This window comes from Sphingomonas sp. 1F27F7B (assembly GCF_005503355.1).
Taxonomy (GTDB): domain Bacteria; phylum Pseudomonadota; class Alphaproteobacteria; order Sphingomonadales; family Sphingomonadaceae; genus Sphingomonas.
In genome coordinates this window covers 209,453-227,991 of the sequence record NZ_SCMK01000001.1, presented here as the reverse complement: position 1 = coordinate 227,991, position 18,539 = coordinate 209,453, and the positions used below count along the sequence as shown (strand labels likewise).

Sequence of the window (18,539 nt, the reverse complement as noted above, 5' to 3'; positions counted from 1 at the left end):
AGTGACTCCAGAAAACGAACTCCTCTTCCTCGCGCTGGGCGGTTCCGGCGAGATCGGCATGAACGTCAATCTCTATGGCTGCCGGGGAAAATGGCTGATGGTCGATTGCGGCATCACCTTCGGCGGCCCGGAATATCCGGGGATCGACGTGATCCTGCCCGATCTGCAGTTCATCGAGGAGCGCATCGACGACCTGCTCGGCATCGTCCTCACCCATGGGCATGAGGATCATATCGGCGCGCTGCCCTATCTCGCCGCCGATCTCGGCGTGCCGCTCTATGCCACCCCGTTCACCGCGGGCCTGATCCGCGGCAAGCTGGAAGAAGAGGGTATCGAGGAGAAGGTCGAGCTCAACGTCGTCGACGAGGAGGGGCCGTTCAACCTCGGCCCGTTCCGCATCACCTACACGCCGCTTGCCCATTCGATTCCCGAAGGCAATGCCGTCCTCATTGAAACGCCCCATGGCCGCGTCTTCCACACCGGCGACTGGAAGCTGGACGATGCCCCGGCGCTGGGCGGCGCCTCGACCGCGGCGGAATTGACCGCGATCGGCGACAAGGGCGTGCTCGCGCTGGTCTGCGACAGCACCAACGTCTTCAATCCCGAGGCTTCGGGCTCCGAAGGCGCGGTCCGAGAGGGCCTCGATGCAGTGATCGGCGCCGCCCGGGGCCGGGTGCTCGTCACCACCTTCGCCTCCAACGCCGCAAGGCTGCAGACGCTGGGCGAAGTCGCCCGCGATACCGGGCGTGAATTGTGCGTCGCCGGGCGCTCGCTCGACCGCATCCTGCGGGTGGCCAAGCAGACCGGCTATCTGCGCGATTTTCCCGATACGGTCGATTTCGAGACCGCGATGGACCTGCCCGCGAACAAGGTGCTGATCGTCGCCACCGGCGGGCAGGGTGAGCCGCGCGCTGCGCTCAACCGCATCGCGGAGGGCAGCCACGTCCTCAAGGTGCACGAAGGCGATACGGTGGTGTTCTCCTCGCGCCAGATTCCGGGCAATGAGATCGCGATCGGGCGGATCATGAACACGCTGGCCGCCAGGGGCGTCGAACTGATCACCGACCGCCAGGCCTTTATCCACGTCTCCGGCCATCCGGGCCGCCCCGAACTCGCGGCGATGTACAAGTGGATCCGGCCCGAGATCGTCGTGCCGGTGCACGGTGAGGTCCGCCACATGTACGAACAGGCCCGGTTCGCGCTCGAGCAGGGCGTGCCCAAGGCGATCCGCCAGGTAAATGGCGATATCGTTCGCCTGGCGCCGGACGGTCCCGAGAAGATCGGCGAGGCGCCGGTGGGCCGGCTCGTGCTCGACGGCGACATTATCCTGCCGGCGGACGGGACCACGATCAACGAGCGCCGTCGCATCGCGCTTTATGGCCAGATCAGCGTCGCGGTGGCGATCCGCAACGGCAAGCTCTCCGGCGAGCCCCAGATCCGCCTCCAGGGCATCCCGGTGGAGGAAGACCGGGAGGATTTCATCGACGAAGCGGTGGATGCCGCGCGCGAGGCGGTGAAGAAGGACGGCAAGGGCGATATCGAGAAGCTGCGCGAGTCGTTGCGCCTGGGCGTGCGCCGTGCCGCGGTGCGCTTCACGGGGAAAAAGCCCGTCGTCGATGTGCTGATTATCGAGCAATAGGCCCGGGCGCCAACACTGCATCTGTCCCCGGCGAAGGCCGGGCCCCGGTATCGGGCTGGCGGGTGAGGCGGGTCGCCTGTCGAAGGACATTGCAACGGGGCCCGGCTGTGGCCGGGGAGCAGGCATGCGGATGGCGCTTCCGTTCTGCCCCGCTGCGTCCTATCACCATCCCATGCCCTGGAAGTCCGCGCTCGCCATCTATTTCCTCTTCTGGGCCTTCTCGGTGTTCCTCGTCCTGCCGTTCGGGGTGCGGACGAGCGAGGAGGCAGGGGTGGCGCTGGTCCCCGGCCAGGCGCCGAGCGCGCCGCACGAATTCGACGTCAGGCGGATCGCGTTCCGCACGACGATAGTGGCGACCGTGCTGTTCGCGATCTTCTACCTGAACCACCTCAACGGCTGGGTCACCACCGACATGCTCGACTGGTGGGCGCATCTGAAGGGGAATTGAGGCAGGCGGGCGCTGCTGGCGTCGCCGGGATCCCGGCGACGCTTGCAATGTATGATTTCGCATGCGGCCCTTGGCGGAGGCATGCGCTTCGACCCCGCTTCCCCAGGCACGGACGCGTCACCGCCTGCGGGCACGGGGCCGAAAACGAGCACCCTGCGCCCTGAACTTCCGCGCCGCGAATCAGGTCCGCAGCCGCTCGATCGCCTGGGCCAGCGCAACGTAGAGCTTGCCCATGTCGGACGAGAGCAGGGTCACGCCCATCGGCGATCCGTCGCGTAGCGCGAGGATCTGGCGGAGCATCGCCTCGAAATCGTGGATGTAGCGGTTGACGTTCTCGCGGAAATCCTCATCGTCCTCGTAGAGACGGTGGATGTCGCGCGTCTCCGAGGGATCGAGCAGGCGCACGGCGCGGCGGGTGAAGACGCCGCGGTCGCCCTTCAGATAGGCCGACCAGGCACTGTCGGTCACATCGGCCGAAAAGGCCTTGGTGATGTCGATCGAGGCAGAGTTGAGCGCTTCGATCAGCAGCGAGACGCGGCGCGCGAAATTGTCGCTGTCCGAATCCTCGCGCTCCTTGCGGCCTGCTTCGATCCGGGCCTCGACCTGGGCAGTGGTGTCGGCAAGCGCCACCATCTGGTGGGTCAGCCGCTCGGAAGCACGGGTCGCGGCGACTACGGCCGCCTCGGTCGTCTCGGCAAGGTCGGCGAGCTGGCGCCGGATCGAGGCGTCGATCGCCCGGCGCAGCGCATCGCCCGCGGCTTCCTCGATCGCGCGTTCGGCGTGCGGCACGATGCCCGACAGCGTCTCGCGGGCATGGCTGGCGGCGGCGCTGGAGGTCTCGCGGACGCTCACCAGCGCCTCGACCAGCTGCGGTGCGGCGCTTTCGGCAAAGCGGCGCGTGGTGGCAATGGTCTCGTCGACGATCGCGCCCAGCTGCTCGGCCTGCTCGCCGCCGGTGGCCAGCGTCTCGAGCAGCGAGGCCTGGGTCTTGGCGAGCGTGTCGCGCTGCTGGCCGACCACGTCGGCAATCGCCTCGATCGCGTCATGCGTGCTCTCTGCGGCGGTGACCAGAGCGAGCAGCTCGGGTTTGGAAGCGGCGACCACCTGGCGGCTCGCATTGATCCGGGCATCGAGCCGGGCGAGCGCCTCGGGCAGCGTCTCGTCGATCTCGCGGGCGGAAGCGTCGAGTGCAGTCAGCAGGTCCTCGGAGGTGCCGATCACGCGGCGTGCCGTATCGTCGCCGGTGTCGAGTGCTACTGTCATCGCTTCGACCGAGCCGTGCAGCGCACTCATCGACGCGGCCAGGTTCCCGGTGCGCTCGGTGCCGGCGGCGTGCAGGCCCTCCATCGCGCGGTCGAGCCGGTCGACGCCGGATGCAAGCCCCTCGAACAGCGTGTCGCCGCGGCCCTGCTCCTCTGCGAGGCGGCTGCCGATGCGGCCGATCGTCTCCTCGATCGCGGCCATGCGTGCGCCCATGGCCTCGGCGCTGTCTCGGCCCGCGCGATCAAGCGCCGCCTGGTTGGCGGAGAGCATGGCGAGAATCGCCTCGCCCTGGGTGGCGATGCCCTTGCGCGCCTCGTCCACCGCATTGGCGGCACGATCGAGCACCGCATCGACCTGGGTCGACATCTCGCCGGTGACTCTTTCGAGCCGCGCGCTGGCGGTCTGGCTGGTGGCTTCCATCCGGGCGATGTGCGCGGCGAGCCGGTCGGCAGCGCCGCCGGCGATTTGGTCGGCCTCGCGGCCCCGCTCGGCGAGCGCGGAGAGCTGGGTGTCGAGCGCCGCGGCTCGCTCGCCGGCGAGCAGCCCGGCGGCATCGACTCGGTCGGACAGGCCGCGCATCTCCTCATGGGCCTTGGGCAGCGAGGCGAGGACGACCGCGACGCGATGCTCGGCATCGGCGGCGGATTCACCGAGATGACGCGTGCTCGCGTCGATCGAGCGGGCGTGCTGCGCGGCGCTGCCGGCGGCGCTCTCCAGCCTTTCGGAAGCGCGTTCGCCCATGGCGATCAGGATGTTGGTCTGCTCGGCAAGGGCTATGCGATTCTCCTCGATCTTGCGCGAAAGCGTGGCGACGACGCGCTCGAGGCTGGCGGCTTCGGCGCGCATCGCGCGGGCGCTGGCGCCGAAGCGCCGGGCCTCGGCGCGGCTCGTGCGCAGGGCGAGGAGATAGAGAATGCCGATCAGCGCCGGTGGAACGCAGAGCGCTGCGATCAGCTCGACGAGCCGGGCCGGCTCCATCGGCGCGGCGAAAGTGCCACGCAGCAGCCAGCCCATCGTGCCGAACCAGCCCAGCACGGCAAGAATCGCGAGAGCGGGCAGGATCCAGCCGGCGCGGCGCGGCGCTTCGTCGTCTTCCTCCTCGATCGCCTCATCGACGGCGGGCGCAGGCGCGATCCGCCCGGACGCTGCGGTTTCGGACAGGACCAGCTCCTCCGCGTCTTCGTTCGCGGGCAGCGGTTCGGCAGGTTTTCCCCCAATCATGACGCGCATTTACCACATTTCGGCGTCGTACCAACAGCGGCATGGAAACGGCCCATTAACGGTATCCGGCTAGGGTCCGGGCATGGCGTACGATCCGGGTGCAATCGATGCGACGCTGGCGGCGGCGGTGGGCGACGAGCCCGCGCTGATCGCCGAGCTGCGTGAAGCGTTTCTCGATGGGGTGCAGAGGTGCATCGAGACGATGAAGTCCGCCGACAATCCGGATGGCTGGGCCTCGGCGGCGCTACGGCTCAAGGGGCTGTCGGCGAGCTTCGGCGCGGTCCGGCTGATGGCACTCGCCACCGAAGCGGCCAATGGACAGGCGCATGACGGCGCGATCCTCCGGCGTCTCCATCGGGCAGTCGACCGTCTCTGAAATCTTCCGGGGCATGCACATGCCCGGTGGACTTCCCTTGCCCGGCCGGCCAAGCTCCACAAAGGAGCTCGGGGGGAGCCTGTGCATGTACAAGACGGTAATGAGTTTGGCCCTTGCGCTTGGCGCGCTGTCGAGTGGTGCGGCGCAGGCGCAGGAAAGGCCCGCGGACGGGCATGACTCCAGCATCGTGGTCGAAGGCAGCAAGCAGGGGCCCCGCAAGGAAAGCCGGACCTTTGTCCGCCGGATCGTGACCACCACCAAGGACCAGCTCGCGCGTTTCAACGATCCGGTGTGCCCGGTGGTGGTGGGGCTCCCACCGGCTTATGCCAAGGCGGTCATCAAGCGGTTTCGCGCTGTCTCGGTCGAGGCTGGCGCGCGAGTCGATGGCGACGAGAAATGCCATCCCAACATCTTCGTGATCATCGCGGCGGATGCAGGCAAGATCATCACCGAGCTGCGCGAGAAATATCACGGATTCTTCAATGACCTGGCCTATGACGACAAGCGGACCGCGCTCGACGATGGGCCGGTGCGCGCCTGGCGCGTGACCGAGGAGCTCGACCAGACCGGCAGGCCCGGCGCCGGGGGCGGCGACGGCCCGCGCAGCTTCAGCGGCGTCGATCCGGGCTCGCGCATTTCGATGTCTACCCAGCAATCCGCTTTTGGCGCAGTCGTGGTGATGGATGTCGGCGTGGTCGAGGAAAAGACCGTGGGGCAGATTGCCGACTATGTGGCGATGCGGGTGCTGGCCGGCGCGCGGCCACCCAGGGCGGGCGCGCGCTTCGAGACGATCCTGTCGCTGTTCGATACCGATGGGGATGTCCCCCAGGGGCTGACCGAGGTCGATCGCAGCTTCCTCAAGGGCATTTATGCGATGCAGGCCAATGGCCGGCTCGGAAGCCAGGTCGGCACGATAGCCGATCAGATCTTGCGCGATGGCGAAAGGGCCGAAACGCCGAAGAAGGGGAACTGAAGGGCGAAGGCGATGGTGCTATATTGACGGTACCGTCTGGTTTGAGGGGCGCGGGTTACGAGGGATATGGCATGCGCATGGGCCTGATGACCGGTTTCGCGCTGGCGATTGCCGCTGCAGCGGGCACGGCGCACGCGCAGGACAGGCCTGCCGAAGATCCGAGCATCGTGGTGCGCGGCCAGAAGGGCGTTCCGCCCCAGGAGGCGCGCAAGTTCGTTCGCCAGGTTGTGACCGGCACCGAGGGGCAGCTCGCCCGCTTCGCCGAACCGGTCTGTCCGTTCGTGCTCGGTTTGCCGCAGCAATATGCAGCGATGGTCGAGCGTCGCATCCGCGAGGATGCCGGACAGGCGGGGATCGCGACCGGTGCCGAAGGCAAGTGCCAGCCCAATCTGATGGTGATGGTCGCCGATGATGCCGATGCGGTGGTCAGGAAGCTCCGCCAGAAGTTCGGCGGGCTGTTCCGGGGCGTCGATACCACGGAAATGCGCCGGGCGATGCGCGAAGGCCCGGTGCATGTATGGAGCGCCGTGCAGGTGCGCAACACATATGGCCAGCCACCGCGCCAGACGGGAGCGGACAGGTGGCCGGTGCTGCAGGTCTATGGCGCCTCGTTCGTCGATCTCCAGACCCAGCAGGCCGTGCTGCACTCGATCATCGTCCTCGAAGCCGATGCCCTGCTCGGCAAGACGCTGACCCAGATCTCGGATTATATCGCCATGCGGACGCTGGCCGGGGCCCGCCCGCCGCGCGACGGTGTCGAGGCGAACACGATCCTCACGCTGTTCGATCCCCAGGCCGCGCCGCCGCCCGCGATGACGGGCATCGACCGCAGCTTCCTCACCGGGCTCTACAAAATGCGCCCGAACGGCACTTCGGTAACGCAGATGGGCACCATCTCGCGCCAGATCGTGAGGGATTCGAAGGCGCGTACGGAAAGATAGCGAACGGGGCGTTCAGCGCTTGCGGCTGAGCTCGCGCATTGCCTCGTCGAGGCCGGCCAGGGTGAGGGGGTACATGCGGTCGCCCAGCAGCTCGCGCAGGATCTTCACCGACTGCGTATAACCCCATTGCTCGCGCGGGATCGGATTGAGCCACACGGCAGCGGGATAGGTGTTCAGCGCGCGTTGCATCCAGACCGCGCCGGCTTCTTCGTTGAAATGCTCGACCGAGCCGCCCGGATGGGTGATCTCGTACGCACTCATCGAGGCATCGCCGACAAAGACCAGCTTATAGTCATGCCCATATTTGTGGAGGATGTCCCAGGTGGGCGTGCGCTCCTGGAAGCGGCGGCGATTGTCCTTCCACACGCCCTCGTACAGGCAATTGTGGAAGTAGAAGAACTCCAGGTTCTTGAACTCGCTGGTCGCCGCGGAGAACAGCTCCTCGCAAAGCTTGATGAACGGATCCATCGATCCGCCGACGTCGAGGAAGAGCAGCAGCTTCACGGCATTGTGCCGCTCGGGGCGCATGTGCACGTCGAGCCAGCCCTGTTTCGCGGTGCCTTCGATCGTCGCGTCGATGTCGAGCTCGTCGGCGGCGCCCTCGCGCGCAAAGCGGCGCAGGCGGCGCAGCGCTACCTTGATGTTGCGCGTGCCCAGCTCGCGCGTGCTGTCGAGGTTGCGGAATTCGCGGCCTTCCCAGACCTTGAGCGCGCGCTTGTGCTTGCTTTCGCCGCCGATCCGCACGCCTTCGGGATTGTAGCCGCCATTGCCGTACGGGGAGGTGCCGCCGGTGCCGATCCACTTGCTGCCGCCCTCGTGGCGGCCGTGCTGCTCCTCGAGCCGCTTCTTCAGCGTCTCCATGATCTCCTCCCAGGAGCCGAGCGACTGAATCTTCGCCATTTCCTCGGGCGAGAGATATTTCTCTGCGATCGCGCGCAGCCATTCCTCGGGGATCGCGGCGGGGGCGACGCCGTAGCTGGCGGCGATGCCCTTGAAGACCTTGGCGAAGACCTGGTCGAACCGGTCGAGCAGCCCTTCGTCCTTCACGAAGGTGGCGCGGGCGAGATAGTAGAAGGCCTCGGGCGTGCGCTCGATCACGTCGCGGTCGAGCGCTTCCAGAAGCACGAGATGCTCCTTCAGGCTGGCCGGTATGCCCGCGGCGCGCAGCTCGTCGAGGAAGGAAAGGAACATCCGCTTTCCTTAGGGTTGGCTCCGCCGCTCGTACAGGTTCCAGTTGGTGCCCGAAAGGCTGCGCATCCGATGCTGGGCGATCAGCTTGAAATGGCCGCCGCAACGATCGGCGTCCGGCGGGAATGCCTCGCCCAGGAAGCGATCGACCAGCAAGAAGCGCGCCTGGGGATCGCAGCGGCCCAATATCACCTTCAGCTTGTACTTCCGGCGGGCGGCGGCGACGTCGGTAGCCGCCTGGCCGGTGTCGCGATCGAGCAGCATCGTCGTGCCCCCGGGCGCGCGCGCCATCATCTCGCGCACCGGGCCGCCCGGATCGCCGCGCTGGTCGACTGCCAGCACATAGTCGCACCATAGGCTTCCGGCGAGCATCACCGCCAAGCCTGTCCCGGCCGCGATCCGCCGCCAATCCGGCTTTGCCAGGCCGAAGCCGATCATCTCGCCCAGCATCAGCAGCAGCGGCACCAGCGCCGGCATGTAATAGCGGGCATGGCCGACATTGCCGGCGTGCAGCACCGCGAGCAGGAAGGGGAAGGCGAAGATCGCCAGCCGGTAGAGCGCGATGCGAGAAGCGCCCCAGCGCGGCGCCAGGACGAGCAGCACCAGCACCAGGACGATCGGCCAGATATCCTTCCAGGGCAGGCCGATCGTATAGCCGATCGCAGTGGTCGTGCCGTTCAGGTACATCATGAAATCGAACGGATCATAGCGCCCGAAACGGAAGCCGGTGCCGGCGAAATGGCCGGCGGCGAGCACGAAGCCGAGCACGCCTGCCAGCACCAGGACCGGCAGCCAGAAGACCCGGAAGATCTCGATCGCCGCCGCCCGGAAGCCGTTGCGCTTCCACAGCACGAAGGACGGCCAGCCGACGAGCGCGACGGCCGCGAAGATCATGGTGAGCTGCGAGAAGGCGCCGAGGAAGAAGCAAAGCGCGAAGGTGATCGGGCGGCGATAGGTGAGATCGCCCGCCAGCCAGCGATCGATGAACAGGATCGCGACCAGCATCGCCAGCGACATGCACGCATATCCGCGCGCTTCCGATCCCATCGTCACCAGCATCGGCGAGAAGGCGAAGAGCAGGGCAGTCGCCACCATGGTGGTGCGACCGCGCGGTTCGGCGATACGCGCGGCGACCAGGATCGCCGCGCTGCTGCTCAGGATCGAGAGCAGGCGAACCAGCGGCGGCCAGGCGCCGAAGCCCATCATCTGCATCCAGAGCGAGTTGAGATGGTGGTTGTTGTCGTGATTGATCCCGATGAACACGCCAACCGGCGTCAACGCATCGCGCGCCTGGGATGCGGACCAGGCTTCGTCGAACCACAAGTCCCCGAGCGAACAGACGAAGCGCAATGCCAAGCCCGCAAGCGCGATCGCGTAGATCGCCCACCACCAGCGCCGATTCGCGCGCAGATCCTCCCCGGTCATGCGCCGCTAGATGCCTTGCCGCTCAGCCCCGGGCAAGCTCAACGCGAAGCATAGGCATCGATCAGCGAACCGACATAGTCCGGCTGCCTGGCGGTGAGCTCGGTCGAGGGGCGGGCCTTGCGCAGCGTGGCGGGCGCGTTGCGATCGGGTGTGCCATAGATGAAGCCGTTCGCCGGATAGACCGAGCTGCCCAGCCCGCCCCGATCGCGATACCAGACCTTGACCAGGCTCCAGTCGCCACGCTCCGATACGTCGAACAACGTCACGTCCTGCTCGGCATGGCCGCGTTCGCCCCCGAAGCGCGACCAGTTGGCGTGCGTGATCATCAGCACGCGCTTCTCGACGATCCGGCTGACCACTGCAACATGGCCGAGCGGCAGGCGCGGACTCCTCGCCAGGGCCAGGACGGCACCTACCCGGGGCATATGGCCGCGTTGGTAGCGGCCCTCGGCCTGATCCCACCAGGTCCAGGCATCGCCATAGATCTGGATGCCGGAAGCGGCGCGTGCAAAGGGCACGCATTCGCCGACATAGTCGAGAAGGGATTGCGCGCCGGCAGGCGCCGCGGCTGAAAGCGCGGCGGCAAGCAACACGGGAAACGCGATACGCGGACACATACTCGGGAACTCATACGGAGTCCCCCCCGAGCAGACCGTAACCCGAGCTGGTTTAAGAGTGGTTAACCTTCAGTTGCCGTGCGGATTCCGGTCAGTCAGGGCCCGGCGGGCTGCTTCGAGCCGGTGGTCGATCAGGTTGCGCTGGTCCGGATCGGTGGAAAGCGTGGCCGCGCGTTCGAGAAGGGCGATGTCTTCCGCTGGATCGCCGAGATAGCAGCCCGGCAATTCGTGCTGCGCGTAGTCCACCCATTGGAGCACGGCGCGGAGAAAGAGTTTCACGGCTACCGGATCGTCCGGCGCTTGGGCGAGCGCATCGAGATATAGCGCAAGTGGCGCATCGTCATGGGTGTCGCCCAGCAGGCCGAGCAGGGCCCGCGCCTCTGCATCATCGGTCGCTTCTGCGAGCGCCGGGACGAGCATCCTGCGGACCATCGGGTCCGGCAGCAGTGGGCTGGAGCGCGCATGATCGGCCGCCGCCGTCACCCATTTTGCGAAGATGACGCGGTCGGCAGGATGCCAGTCCGCCGCCGCTGCCAGGAAAGCATCGAGCGCGACCAGCGCCTGTGGGCGGAGGCCCGCCGCGCGGAGGCGGCAATATTCGGCATAGCCTGCCCAGCGAGGCTCCATCGCCGCGCGTTGACCGGCCTCCGCGACGCTGTCCGGCGCCTCCGGCATGGTTCAGCGGGCGCCGGGCGCCGGGGGCTGGCGCGGAAAGGTCTCGAGCGCCGGGTCGATATGCGCCCAGACCGGCGCGTCGTCGGTCCAGATCGCCATCGTCGGCGCCAGGCCCTGCGCATCGTCGAGAAAGCCGAGCCGCAGCGTGCGGAACTGGGGGCGGGCCGAGGACTCGCCCATCACGGGCGTGCCGCAGGCGCCGCAGAAGCTCTGCGTAAGCGTATTGCCGCTGTCGGCAATGTAGCTGGTGCTCGAAAGCGTGCCGGCGAGCGCGATATCGGCGGCGGCGAACATCGCGTTGCTGGTCGCCGATCCGGCGGCGAGGCGCTGGCACTGGCGGCACCAGCATTGGCGCACCGCGACGGGTTCGCCGCTGATCCTGGCGGTCACGGCACCGCAGGCGCAGCGTCCGGTATAGGGCATCAGGCCTTGCCCTGCTGGCGCCGCGCCATGAAGGCGAGCCGCTCGAACAGCATCACGTCCTGCTCGTTCTTGAGCAGGGCGCCATGGAGCGGCGGGATCGCCTTGGTCGGATCCTTGTTCTGGAGCACCTCGAGCGGCATTTCCTCATGGAGGAGCAGCTTCAGCCAGTCGAGCAGCTCGCTGGTGCTGGGCTTCTTCTTGAGGCCCGGAACCTCGCGTATCTCGTAGAAGATATCCATCGCCTTCGAGACCAGGATCTTCTGGATGCCGGGGAAATGCACATCCACGATGGCCTGCATCGTCTCGCGGTCCGGGAACTTGATATAGTGGAAGAAGCAGCGGCGCAGGAATGCGTCGGGCAGGTCCTTCTCATTGTTCGACGTGATCACCACGATCGGGCGCTCGGCGGCGCGGACGGTTTCCTGCGTCTCGTAGACGTGGAATTCCATCCGATCGAGCTCCTGGAGCAGGTCGTTCGGAAACTCGATATCGGCCTTGTCGATCTCGTCGATCAGCAGCACCGGCAGTTTGGGCGCAGTGAACGCCTCCCACAACTTGCCCTTGCGGATATAGTTGGCGATCTCGTGGACGCGCGGATCGCCGAGCTGGCCGTCGCGCAGGCGGGCGACCGCGTCATATTCGTACAGGCCCTGCTGCGCCTTGGTGGTCGACTTGACGTTCCACTCGATCAGCGGGGCGTTCACCGCCTTGGCGATCTCATAGGCGAGCACGGTCTTGCCCGTACCCGGTTCGCCCTTGACGAGCAGGGGACGCCGCAGCGTGACGGCGGCGTTGACCGCGACCTTCAGGTCCTCGGTCGCGACATAGCTTTGGGTGCCTTCGAAGCGCATGCCGACGGGATAGGGGGGCGGGCATGCGGCAGGCAAGAGGCTTCGTCGATGCGCATTCGTAATGGGCGCGTCATCGCCGACGATTACGTACATGATCCACGGTTTCGACGATGGTCGGATTCGTTTGACACGCCCATTGGGGAGCAGCTCCATGTCGCACCTGGCCGCCAAGTTCCTGCTAGTCCCGTTTCCGCTCGTTCTGCTCGCCGCCTGCGAGCAGAAGAACGAGACGTCGGCCGCAAATGCCACCCTGATGGCCACCCCCAGGCCCAGCGCGACCGCTTCGGCCCCAACGGCCACCGCCTATGACTGTCGCCCTATGCTCAAGCTCAGCGCGGCCTATGACAATAGCGGCGCGACCCCCAAGGTGCAGCTGACGATCGGCGAGAAGATGTATGAGCTCACCGAAGTGATCGCGGCGAGCGGCGCCAAATACGCCACCGATCGGGGCCGCGCGCCGGGCAAGACGCTGGTCTGGTGGACTAAGGGACGCGACGGCACGCTCTATGAGGGCAAGGTCGGTGGGACGGACGTCGACGAGAAAGAGATATCGAGCTGCAGCGAGCGCAAGGGATAGGCATGGAGCGCGGCGATCCCGCGCCCCTGCACCATTATGTTCCTATTGCTTGTCGCGGGCGGAAGCGCGGGCCTCGAGCAGGTCCCACAAGCCGCGGTGCTGGGCGAAGAGCTGCTGTGCGCCGAACAGCATGGCGCGTTCCAGCACGCCTTCGCGCACCAGGGTGTCGACCACGGTCACCGTTTCCTCGGCAAGCGGCAGCTGCGAGGGGGGAGGCGTGAGGCCCAGGCGCTCCGCGGCGGCGTCCAGCGTCTCGCGGATCACTGCCCAGTCCATCGCCAGCGCGATCGCCGCGCCGGTGGCGCAACCCGCGCGATCCGACTGGGCGAGCATATCCATCGCATGGCGCTGCGCGGCGGTAGCGGCTTCGGTCTCGGCATGGCCCGGGGTGCTCGGCATCGGGCCGGCGGCCGCGACGATACGGACGAGATGCGCGCGCTCGATCACAAAGGCGTCGGCGGCAGCTTCCAGCCAGTCGCGCTCGATGCCGAGGCGCGCATGGCCGAGCGCATGGTCGATCACGCCCGGGTGGCGCCCGTGGAGCAGGCAGATATGGTGTACTGCATCCGACAGGTCGCGCAGCGGCTCCTCGTTGCGGGCGAGGCGCTGTAAATACGGGTGATTGGCGCTGCCGTCGGAAGCGACCAGCGCTCCCATCGAGCCCCAGGCACCGCCCAATCGCGCAACTTGTACGGAATCAAACGGCATAAGCCCCCACATCTCCTGACGGCCCCATGCCGACGGGTCAGGTCTTGCAACTCCGGGTTATACCGAAGCACGTAAAGACGCGGTGAATGCGGAATTTACTGTGGATAAACCACATGTTCCCGCGTCGTTCCGGGCAGAAGACGGAAACGCCCCGGAAATAAGTTCCCGGGCGCTTCGAAAGTATCCGCAAATAGCGGGATAGTTACGGATATGCACCGACCGGCTCCACTGGTAGGGCGATACGTTCGGTGGTGGCGGGTCAGATCACCAGCCCGAAGACCGCGGACACGCCATTGCCGTCCGCCGGGCTGCCGAGGACCTGATAATAGAGATAATTACCGTTGTAGACGATCTGGTTGCCGGCAATGCCCGAGGCGATGTTCTGATAGCCCGCGCTCCAGGAAATCGTGACGGCATAATGCCCCGGTTCGAGATCGGCCCAGCTCTCGTTGACCGGACTGTCCGAAGTGGCGGTGCCGTTCCATTCGAAGTTCGGCCCCGGCGTGGCATAGGTCCAGACGCGCACATGAACTTCGCCGGGATTGAAGGGGGCAACCTGCACGGACAAAGTAGACATGCCGAACCTCGCGCTGATGAAGAATAGCGGGAGGCTATAACCCCGGCACCGGAAGGTCGAGATCGGGACCGGCAATCCATCCGCATCGGTGACATCTGTCTACCGCCCGAAACGAAAATGGGGAAGGCGATGCCTTCCCCATTCCGAACTTCACCTGTGCTGCGTTCGACGTCGGGTCACTGATCGAGGAACGACCGCATCTTCCGCGAACGGCTGGGGTGCTTGAGCTTGCGCAGCGCCTTGGCTTCGATCTGGCGGATTCGCTCGCGCGTCACGCTGAACTGCTGGCCGACTTCCTCCAGCGTGTGATCGGTGTTCATGCCGATGCCGAAGCGCATGCGCAGCACGCGCTCCTCGCGCGGGGTGAGCGAGGCCAGGACGCGCGTGACCGTTTCCTTCAGGTTCGCCTGGATCGCGGCATCCACCGGGATGACGGCGTTCTTGTCCTCGATGAAGTCGCCCAGATGGCTGTCCTCCTCGTCGCCGATCGGCGTTTCGAGGCTGATCGGTTCCTTGGCGATCTTCATCACCTTGCGCACCTTCTCGAGCGGCATGCTCAAGCGCTCGGCCATTTCCTCGGGCGTGGGCTCGCGGCCCTGCTCGTGGAGGAACTGGCGGCTGGTGCGGACCAGCTTGTTGATCGTCTCGATCATGTGGACCGGGATGCGGATCGTCCGCGCCTGATCGGCGATCGAGCGCGTGATGGCCTGGCGAATCCACCAGGTCGCATAGGTCGAGAACTTGTAGCCGCGCCGATACTCGAACTTGTCGACCGCCTTCATCAGGCCGATATTGCCTTCCTGGATCAGGTCGAGGAACTGCAGGCCGCGGTTGGTGTATTTCTTGGCGATCGAGATCACGAGGCGGAGATTGGCTTCCACCATCTCCTTCTTCGCGATGCGCGCCTCGCGCTCGCCCTTCTGCACCATGTTGACGATGCGGCGGAACTCGCCGAGCGCCATGCCGGTCGACTGGGCGATCTCGGCGATCTCGATACGGATGCGGTCGACCGCCGAAGCTTCATTCGCGGCAAAGGCCGCCCATTTCTTGTCGAGGCCCTGGACCGACTGCAGCCACTGCTCGTCGAGTTCGTGATCGACATAGCGATCGAGGAAGTCCTTGCGCGAGACCTTGTGGCGCTCGGCGAGGCGCAGCATCTGCCCGCCCAGCGCGGTGAGGCGCCGGTTGAAGCTGTAGAGCTGGTCGACGAGATATTCGATCTTCTGCTGGTGGAACTGAACCGACTCGACCTCGGCCGTCAGCTCCTCGCGCAGCTTCTGGTACTTCTTCTCGTCCGAGGCGATGAGCTCGCCGCCGGCAGCCATCGCGTCCAGGCGCTGCAGCTGCATCTTGGAGAATTTCTTGTAGATCGACGTGATGTTGGCGAACTTCTCGAGCGCCTGCGGCTTGAGCGTCTCCTCCATCTGGGCGAGGCTGAGGGTATTGTCCTCTTCCTCGTCGTCCGAAGGCCGCGGCGCGCGGCGCTCGGTCATCGAATCCTCGTCCTCCTCCTCGGCGACTTCCTCGACTTCTTCCTCTTCCTTGTAGGAGGGGCCGGCGGCGGCTTCGCTGATCTCGCCATTGTCGTCCTCGGCGCCCTCGACCTGCTCGGCCGACGGACCCTTGGAGAGCATGGCGTCGAGATCGAGGATCTCGCGCAGCTGCATCGTGCCTTCGTTGAGCGCGTTCGACCAGCCGATGATCGCGTTGAAGGTGATCGGCGACTCGCACAGGCCCAGGATCATCGTGTCGCGGCCGGCCTCGATGCGCTTCGCGATCGCGATCTCGCCTTCGCGGGACAGGAGCTCCACGGCGCCCATCTCGCGCAGGTACATGCGCACCGGATCGTCGGTGCGATCGACGGTTTCCTTCTTCTTGGTCTCGAAGGCGGGAGCCGAATCGTCGCTGTCGTTCGAATCGGCCTCGTCGGCGCTGTCGTCCTCGGGCTCGGCGTCCTCGCCGGCTTCCTCGTTCTCGACGACGTTGACGCCCATGTCGTTGAGCGCCGCCATCACGTCCTCGATCTGTTCCGAGGACATCTGGTCCTGCGGCAGCATCTCATTGAGCTGGTCGACGGTGATGTAGCCGCGCTTCTTAGCCCGCGCGACGAGCTTCTTGATCGAGCCTTCGTTGAGATCGATCAGCGGCGCGTCACCCGCCTCGCCGGTGTCGGTGACGTCCGCCATGTTCGCCTTGGCCATTCAAATCCTCGAAACTTGGATGGCGGCAATTATACGCCGCCCTAATCCTCGAAATTCTCGTCGTCCGCAAGCATCAGATTCGCGAGGCGTGTTTCCAGCTCCTGGCGCTGCCGGAGCAGAGCCGTTTGCCGGGCGAACGCCGCATCGTCGAAACGCTCGAGCATCGCAGCCGTTGCCTCTGCCAGCGCCGCGTCCACCGCGGGGCGCGCCACCATCACCGCGATCGCCTCGTTCAGGTCTTCGCGCGCTTTCTTTTCCTCGGCCTCCGGCCGGGTGAAGGAGAAAGGCAGGGTATCGGCCCGGAGCAGCTCGCTCGCCATCTGATCGAAACCGGACCGCGCCAATATGGTGCGCACCTTGGCGCGATCAAGCTGCCGGTCCTCCAGCGCGACATCGACCACCGCCTCGAACAGCTTGCCGAGTGCACCGGATGCGCCGCGCAGGGAGCCGAGCACCTCCATGTGGCGCGCGATCTCGGCGGGATGGCGGATCAGGCCGGCAAGGACCGCCTTGGCGAGGATCGGATCGAGGCCGCCGGCCTGGAGCGATCGCGTCTGCTGCGTGAGCGGGGGTTCGGGGGGGATCCAGTTGCCGCGCTTGTCCCGCCTTCCGCGCGCCGCCGGGGCGCCGGGGCCGCGCGGCGCTCGCGCCTCGAACCCGCGTTGCCCGCGCCCGAAATGCGCATCGGTACGCTCGCGGAACTCCGCGAGATATTCGTGCTTCACGTTCGAGTCGCCGATCCCGCCGGCAAGTTCGCCGAGGCGTCGCTTCAGGCCGGCGCGCTGCTCGGGCGTGTCGAGCGGCTCGGCGGCGAGTTCGCTCTCCCAGAGCAGGTCGACCAGCGGTCGCGCCTTGGCGAGCAACGCCTCGAAGGCTTGCGGACCCTGGGCGCGGACCAGGTCGTCGGGGTCGAGCCCGTCGGGCAGCGTGACGAAGGCGAGGCTGCGCCCCGGCTCGAGCATCGGCATGGCGCGGTGTGCGGCGCGCAGGGCTGCCTTCTGTCCCGCCGAGTCGCCGTCGAAGCAGAGCAGCGGGACATCGGCGATCCGCCACAGCCGCTCCAGCTGGTGCTCGGTCATTGCGGTGCCGAGCGGCGCCACCGCCTCGCCGAAACCGGCCTGGGCAAGCGCGATCACGTCCATATAACCCTCGACCGCGATGATCCGGCCGGTCTTGCGCGCCGCGGCCTGGGCGCGGTCGAGATTGTAGAGCGTGCGCCCCTTGTCGAAGAGCGGCGTCTCCGGGGAGTTGAGATATTTGGGCTCGCCGTCGCCGATGATGCGTCCGCCGAACGCGATCGTCCGGCCGCGCACGTCGCGGATCGGGATCATCAGCCGCCCGCGGAAGCGGTCGTAGGGGTCCTTCCTTTCGACGGCGATCAGCAGCCCGGCCTCGACCAGCATCGGGTCGCCATAGCCCTTGAGCGCATCCTTCAGCTTGCCGCGCGAATCGGGAGCATAGCCGATGCCGAAGGCCCTGGCGGTCTCGTCGTTGACGCCGCGTTTCTTGAGCACGGCGCGTGCCTCGGCGCCCTCGATGCCGTGGAGCTTCTCGACGAAGAACTTCGCCGCGTCTTCCATCGCCTCGTGCAGGCCCTTGGCGCGCTCCGCCCGCTCGGTGCTGCGGCGGTCCTGCTCGGGCATCTCCATGCCGGCGGCCTGGACCAGCTCCTTCACCGCATCGATGAAGGGCAGGCCGCGCTGGTCGGTCATCCAGCGGATGGCGTCCCCATGCGCGCCGCAGCCGAAGCAGTGATAGAAGCCCTTGTCGTCGTTGACGTAGAAGCTCGGCGTCTTCTCGTTGTGGAACGGGCAGCAGGCGCGGAATTCCCGCCCCGCCTTCTGGAGCTTGACGGTCTTGGCGATCAGCCCGGACAGTAACGTCCGGGCGCGAAGTTCATCGAGAAAGGCGGGCGTGAGGGACACTTCAGGAGAGCGCCGCCTTCACCAGGCCGCTCGCCTTGCTCATGTCGAGCATGGTCGCATGGCGGGCCTTCAGCTCGGCCATCACCTTGCCCATGTCCTTCATGCCGCTCGCGCCGATCTCGGCCTTGATCGCCTCGATCGCCGCGGTGGTCTCCGCGTCGCTCATCTGGGCGGGGAGGAAGCGCTCGATCACCGCGACTTCGGCCTTTTCGGTGTCGGCCAGCTCCTGCCGGCCGCCCTTTTCGAACATCTCGATCGATTCGCGGCGCTGCTTGACCATTTTCTGGAGCACTTCGATCACCAGCGCGTCGTCGTCCATCTGGACCGACTTGGTACGCTCTTCGATGTCGCGGTTCTTGATCGCGCTCTGGATCAGGCTGATCGCGCCGCGGGTCTCCTTGTCGCCAGCCTTCATGGCGGTGATCTGGGCGGCCTTGATATCGTCTCGGATCATTTCGTCTCTCGTGAATCGGGAATTACCCGCAATAGACCCGCGAACCGGTTGACGCGA

18 protein-coding genes are annotated in these 18,539 nt (G+C 66.4%); 6 read left to right on the top strand and 12 right to left on the bottom strand.

Annotation, left to right across the window (positions count from 1 at the left end; all coding sequences use genetic code 11):
• Position 1: 1 nt before the first annotated feature.
• The gene (locus tag FFS08_RS01035) at positions 2–1,639 is read left to right on the top strand and encodes a ribonuclease J (protein WP_137861018.1); all 1,638 of its coding nucleotides are present in this window, start codon (positions 2–4) and stop codon (positions 1,637–1,639) included.
• A 172-nt stretch (positions 1,640–1,811) separates the two neighbouring features.
• Positions 1,812–2,087: a DUF1467 family protein gene (locus tag FFS08_RS01030; protein WP_137861154.1), complete on the top strand. Its 276-nt coding sequence runs from the start codon at positions 1,812–1,814 to the stop codon at positions 2,085–2,087.
• Between the two features lie 180 nt (positions 2,088–2,267).
• Here the strand turns inward: FFS08_RS01030 and FFS08_RS01025 are convergent, their stop codons facing one another.
• Positions 2,268–4,580: a coiled-coil domain-containing protein gene (locus FFS08_RS01025; protein WP_137861019.1), complete on the bottom strand. Its 2,313-nt coding sequence runs from the start codon at positions 4,578–4,580 to the stop codon at positions 2,268–2,270.
• A 73-nt stretch (positions 4,581–4,653) separates the two neighbouring features.
• Here FFS08_RS01025 and FFS08_RS01020 point away from each other — a divergent pair, with 73 nt between their 5' ends.
• The 3 genes from FFS08_RS01020 (at position 4,654) to FFS08_RS01010 (ending at position 6,861) form a co-directional block, all read left to right on the top strand.
• Entirely contained in the window at positions 4,654–4,947 is a 294-nt protein-coding gene (locus tag FFS08_RS01020) for an Hpt domain-containing protein (RefSeq protein ID WP_137861020.1), read from the top strand.
• Between the two features lie 85 nt (positions 4,948–5,032).
• Positions 5,033–5,920 (top strand): hypothetical protein, encoded by an 888-nt coding sequence (locus FFS08_RS01015; protein WP_171015303.1) that lies wholly within the window; start codon positions 5,033–5,035, stop codon positions 5,918–5,920.
• Positions 5,921–5,991: 71 nt separating this feature from the next.
• Positions 5,992–6,861, top strand: a complete 870-nt coding sequence (locus FFS08_RS01010) for a hypothetical protein (RefSeq protein ID WP_137861022.1) — start codon at positions 5,992–5,994, stop codon at positions 6,859–6,861.
• 12 nt (positions 6,862–6,873) lie between these two features.
• Here the strand turns inward: FFS08_RS01010 and FFS08_RS01005 are convergent, their stop codons facing one another.
• The 6 genes from FFS08_RS01005 to FFS08_RS00980 form a co-directional block, all read right to left on the bottom strand.
• Entirely contained in the window at positions 6,874–8,052 is a 1,179-nt protein-coding gene (locus FFS08_RS01005; RefSeq protein WP_137861023.1) for a vWA domain-containing protein, read from the bottom strand.
• 9 nt (positions 8,053–8,061) lie between these two features.
• The gene (locus FFS08_RS01000; protein ID WP_137861024.1) at positions 8,062–9,474 is read right to left on the bottom strand and encodes a glycosyltransferase family protein; all 1,413 of its coding nucleotides are present in this window, start codon (positions 9,472–9,474) and stop codon (positions 8,062–8,064) included.
• Positions 9,475–9,512: 38 nt separating this feature from the next.
• Positions 9,513–10,091: a CHAP domain-containing protein gene (locus FFS08_RS00995; protein WP_137861025.1), complete on the bottom strand. Its 579-nt coding sequence runs from the start codon at positions 10,089–10,091 to the stop codon at positions 9,513–9,515.
• 69 nt (positions 10,092–10,160) lie between these two features.
• Entirely contained in the window at positions 10,161–10,718 is a 558-nt protein-coding gene (locus FFS08_RS00990) for a hypothetical protein (RefSeq protein WP_171015304.1), read from the bottom strand.
• Between the two features lie 51 nt (positions 10,719–10,769).
• Positions 10,770–11,189 (bottom strand): GFA family protein, encoded by a 420-nt coding sequence (locus tag FFS08_RS00985; protein WP_137861027.1) that lies wholly within the window; start codon positions 11,187–11,189, stop codon positions 10,770–10,772.
• The gene (locus tag FFS08_RS00980; protein ID WP_137861155.1) at positions 11,189–12,040 is read right to left on the bottom strand and encodes an AAA family ATPase; all 852 of its coding nucleotides are present in this window, start codon (positions 12,038–12,040) and stop codon (positions 11,189–11,191) included. Before FFS08_RS00980 ends, FFS08_RS00985 begins: the two co-directional genes overlap by 1 nt.
• Positions 12,041–12,191: 151 nt before the next feature.
• On the opposite strand from FFS08_RS00980, the gene FFS08_RS00975 reads away from it, so the two are divergent.
• Complete coding sequence (locus tag FFS08_RS00975) at positions 12,192–12,617, top strand: MliC family protein (RefSeq protein WP_171012417.1); 426 nt, start codon at positions 12,192–12,194, stop codon at positions 12,615–12,617.
• 42 nt (positions 12,618–12,659) lie between these two features.
• On the opposite strand, the gene FFS08_RS00970 is transcribed toward FFS08_RS00975, so the two are convergent.
• From FFS08_RS00970 to FFS08_RS00950, 5 genes are all read right to left on the bottom strand, one after another.
• Positions 12,660–13,325, bottom strand: a complete 666-nt coding sequence (locus FFS08_RS00970; RefSeq protein WP_137861029.1) for a DUF6975 family protein — start codon at positions 13,323–13,325, stop codon at positions 12,660–12,662.
• A gap of 259 nt (positions 13,326–13,584) precedes the next feature.
• Positions 13,585–13,902, bottom strand: a complete 318-nt coding sequence (locus tag FFS08_RS00965; protein WP_137861030.1) for a hypothetical protein — start codon at positions 13,900–13,902, stop codon at positions 13,585–13,587.
• 176 nt (positions 13,903–14,078) lie between these two features.
• Complete coding sequence (gene rpoD, locus FFS08_RS00960; RefSeq protein ID WP_137861031.1) at positions 14,079–16,103, bottom strand: RNA polymerase sigma factor RpoD; 2,025 nt, start codon at positions 16,101–16,103, stop codon at positions 14,079–14,081.
• 41 nt (positions 16,104–16,144) lie between these two features.
• Positions 16,145–18,028 (bottom strand): DNA primase, encoded by a 1,884-nt coding sequence (dnaG, locus tag FFS08_RS00955; RefSeq protein WP_137861032.1) that lies wholly within the window; start codon positions 18,026–18,028, stop codon positions 16,145–16,147.
• 1 nt (position 18,029) lies between these two features.
• A complete protein-coding gene (locus FFS08_RS00950; RefSeq protein WP_137861033.1) occupies positions 18,030–18,482 on the bottom strand; it encodes a GatB/YqeY domain-containing protein in 453 nt (150 codons plus the stop codon).
• Positions 18,483–18,539: the final 57 nt, after the last annotated feature.

What these genes read in the sequence shown, in the direction of transcription:
- FFS08_RS01030 (WP_137861154.1), top strand. Translation starts at nt 1,812, where the DNA reads ATGCCCTGGAAGTCCGCGCTCGCCATCTATTTCCTCTTCTGGGCCTTC.
- FFS08_RS01025 (WP_137861019.1), bottom strand. Translation starts at nt 4,580, where the DNA reads ATGCGCGTCATGATTGGGGGAAAACCTGCCGAACCGCTGCCCGCGAAC.
- FFS08_RS01020 (WP_137861020.1), top strand. Translation starts at nt 4,654, where the DNA reads ATGGCGTACGATCCGGGTGCAATCGATGCGACGCTGGCGGCGGCGGTG.
- FFS08_RS01015 (WP_171015303.1), top strand. Translation starts at nt 5,033, where the DNA reads ATGTACAAGACGGTAATGAGTTTGGCCCTTGCGCTTGGCGCGCTGTCG.
- FFS08_RS01010 (WP_137861022.1), top strand. Translation starts at nt 5,992, where the DNA reads ATGCGCATGGGCCTGATGACCGGTTTCGCGCTGGCGATTGCCGCTGCA.
- FFS08_RS01005 (WP_137861023.1), bottom strand. Translation starts at nt 8,052, where the DNA reads ATGTTCCTTTCCTTCCTCGACGAGCTGCGCGCCGCGGGCATACCGGCC.
- FFS08_RS01000 (WP_137861024.1), bottom strand. Translation starts at nt 9,474, where the DNA reads ATGACCGGGGAGGATCTGCGCGCGAATCGGCGCTGGTGGTGGGCGATC.
- FFS08_RS00995 (WP_137861025.1), bottom strand. Translation starts at nt 10,091, where the DNA reads ATGTGTCCGCGTATCGCGTTTCCCGTGTTGCTTGCCGCCGCGCTTTCA.
- FFS08_RS00990 (WP_171015304.1), bottom strand. Translation starts at nt 10,718, where the DNA reads ATGGAGCCTCGCTGGGCAGGCTATGCCGAATATTGCCGCCTCCGCGCG.
- FFS08_RS00985 (WP_137861027.1), bottom strand. Translation starts at nt 11,189, where the DNA reads ATGCCCTATACCGGACGCTGCGCCTGCGGTGCCGTGACCGCCAGGATC.
- FFS08_RS00980 (WP_137861155.1), bottom strand. Translation starts at nt 12,040, where the DNA reads ATGCGCTTCGAAGGCACCCAAAGCTATGTCGCGACCGAGGACCTGAAG.
- FFS08_RS00975 (WP_171012417.1), top strand. Translation starts at nt 12,192, where the DNA reads ATGTCGCACCTGGCCGCCAAGTTCCTGCTAGTCCCGTTTCCGCTCGTT.
- FFS08_RS00970 (WP_137861029.1), bottom strand. Translation starts at nt 13,325, where the DNA reads ATGCCGTTTGATTCCGTACAAGTTGCGCGATTGGGCGGTGCCTGGGGC.
- FFS08_RS00965 (WP_137861030.1), bottom strand. Translation starts at nt 13,902, where the DNA reads ATGTCTACTTTGTCCGTGCAGGTTGCCCCCTTCAATCCCGGCGAAGTT.
- rpoD (WP_137861031.1), bottom strand. Translation starts at nt 16,103, where the DNA reads ATGGCCAAGGCGAACATGGCGGACGTCACCGACACCGGCGAGGCGGGT.
- FFS08_RS00950 (WP_137861033.1), bottom strand. Translation starts at nt 18,482, where the DNA reads ATGATCCGAGACGATATCAAGGCCGCCCAGATCACCGCCATGAAGGCT.